The following is a 1,779-nucleotide window of genomic DNA, read 5'->3' on the forward strand; positions in this document are numbered from 1 at the left end:
CGCGGCCGGGTGAGGGCCCGGAAACCGGCACCTGCTTTCGGGCCCTCACCCCCTCCCGCCGCCCTGCCGGCGATGCCGCCCTCGAAGGCGCTGGGGCGGGCCTCACCGCTCGAGGAACGAGAACCGTTTGTTCAGGCGCGCGCCCACGACCGCGATCCGCGCCATGGTGCTCACCTCCGCCAGGCGCGCCCTGACCCCCATCGCCTCAAAGCCCGCGCACATCCCCCACAGGGCGAACGCGCTGTCGCGACTGCAGTAGGAGACGCCCGACAGGTCCAGCACCACCCGGCGGGTGCCGTCCTCGCCCTGCGCCAGCTGCGCGACCGCCTCGGTCAGCAGCTGCAGCTCATCCAGCCCCAGCACACCGGCCACACCCACCCAGACCGCGTCGTCTCCGGCCTGCACATCACGGACTACCAGCTTGAAATCCGGTCCCTGCGCCATGCCCGCCACCCCCGATCAGCCTTGATGGACCACGACATCCCTCCCCCGACCCGACCCCTTCAGCCTGACATCCCTCCCCGGCCGTCCGCGCCCCACTTCGGCGCGCAGAAAGTCGCGGGCGGGCGCGGTGAACGTGCCCGCCCGCAGGGAGAGTGACCTCCGAGGTCCAGGTGGTCAGCGGTCCCGGGCCGGACGGTCCTTCCTCAAGGACGCGCAGTGCACCGGCCGGGGCGGTGGGGGCGCCGGGGACCGGGCAGCGCCGGCTCCGGCAGGGTGTGCAGGAACGCGGCGAGCGCGTCGGTCGCCCTGCGGGCGTGCGCGGCCCCGGATACCGTGGCGGCCTTGGCGATGCCGCCCGTCTCGCGCACCGGGCCCGCCTGGAGGCGGCCGCCGCCTTCCGGCCAGCCGGGGCAGCTACCACCGCTTCTCCCAGCACACCGAGTGCGTGGGCCACCCATCGCAGGCATCGTCCGGCAAGGACACGGACATCGGATGCCGATTCCCGTCCGCGTGCAGAACTGCCGATGGTGCAAGGCGGGGGTGGCGGCTGCTTGACGCAGTTGCCGGGGAGTGCGCCCGTCCGAAAGGGGGAGTCAGCTCCCGCTTGACGCACGCAGCCGTTCCTGCAACCGAACGGCTGCCGGCCCGCGCGCGCCCTGCACCGCGGACCGTCCCCGGCACGTACGCGCCGGCGCCGGCCGTCGGGCGGGCGGGCGGGCGGGCGGGCGGGCGGGGGCAGCTTCGCCGGTCATCAAGGCCGCCGCGCGGGTTGCGCGTGCGCAGCAGTACCGCGATACCTCTGTCCCTACCCGCCCCCGGCCGGCCGATACGGTGGCAAAACCCCACCCGCCGTACACACACCGCGCCCGGCGGGACGGGGGCCATGGCCGGCCCTCGGGAGGAGAAGCCGGCCATGACGTGCCACCACACACGCACGACCAGGCGCCCCTGCACCGTGCCCCTACTGCCTGCCCCCACCCACGCGTCCTCAGACGACACCAAACAGGTAAAGATGCGGACAGGGGGCAGCACATCAAGGCATCGACGTGGAATCGCTGGGCAGCGGGCCGGACTGCGTCCCGGACCGCTCACGGCCATAGCCCCGGACAGGACCGGCCGGAAGGGGAGCGCTCATCGGGCTCCGCGTCGATGCGCGAGTCAAGCGGTGCGCGGTCAAGGGACGCACCGCCCTGTGGAATCGTGCATCGACGCGGAGTCTGCCCACCCCGCCCACGACTCTAAGAACTCCTAACAAAAGTGGGCGTGATCCCTTGGAATGAGGCCGTGCGATGGGGTGTTGGCCTTCGCATGAGGAGGGGTGAGCAGCTTCCGTGG

Annotated in this window: 2 protein-coding genes; both read right to left on the bottom strand. The window is 72.8% G+C overall.

Translation table 11 applies throughout. The features are described from left to right. Nucleotides 1-102 precede the first annotated feature (102 nt). On the bottom strand, nucleotides 103-444 hold the full coding sequence (locus tag IE271_RS40765) for an STAS domain-containing protein (RefSeq protein ID WP_190195458.1): 342 nt from the start codon (nucleotides 442-444) through the stop codon (nucleotides 103-105). 203 nt (nucleotides 445-647) lie between these two features. Beyond that, on the bottom strand, nucleotides 648-812 hold the full coding sequence (locus IE271_RS40770) for a hypothetical protein (protein ID WP_190195459.1): 165 nt from the start codon (nucleotides 810-812) through the stop codon (nucleotides 648-650). Nucleotides 813-1,779: the final 967 nt, after the last annotated feature.

The sequence above is a fragment of the Streptomyces minutiscleroticus genome, assembly GCF_014650875.1.
GTDB lineage: Bacteria > Actinomycetota > Actinomycetes > Streptomycetales > Streptomycetaceae > Streptomyces > Streptomyces minutiscleroticus.

Excerpts from the sequence above, each read along its gene's own strand:
- IE271_RS40765 (WP_190195458.1), bottom strand. The coding sequence starts at position 444 with ATGGCGCAGGGACCGGATTTCAAGCTGGTAGTCCGTGATGTGCAGGCC.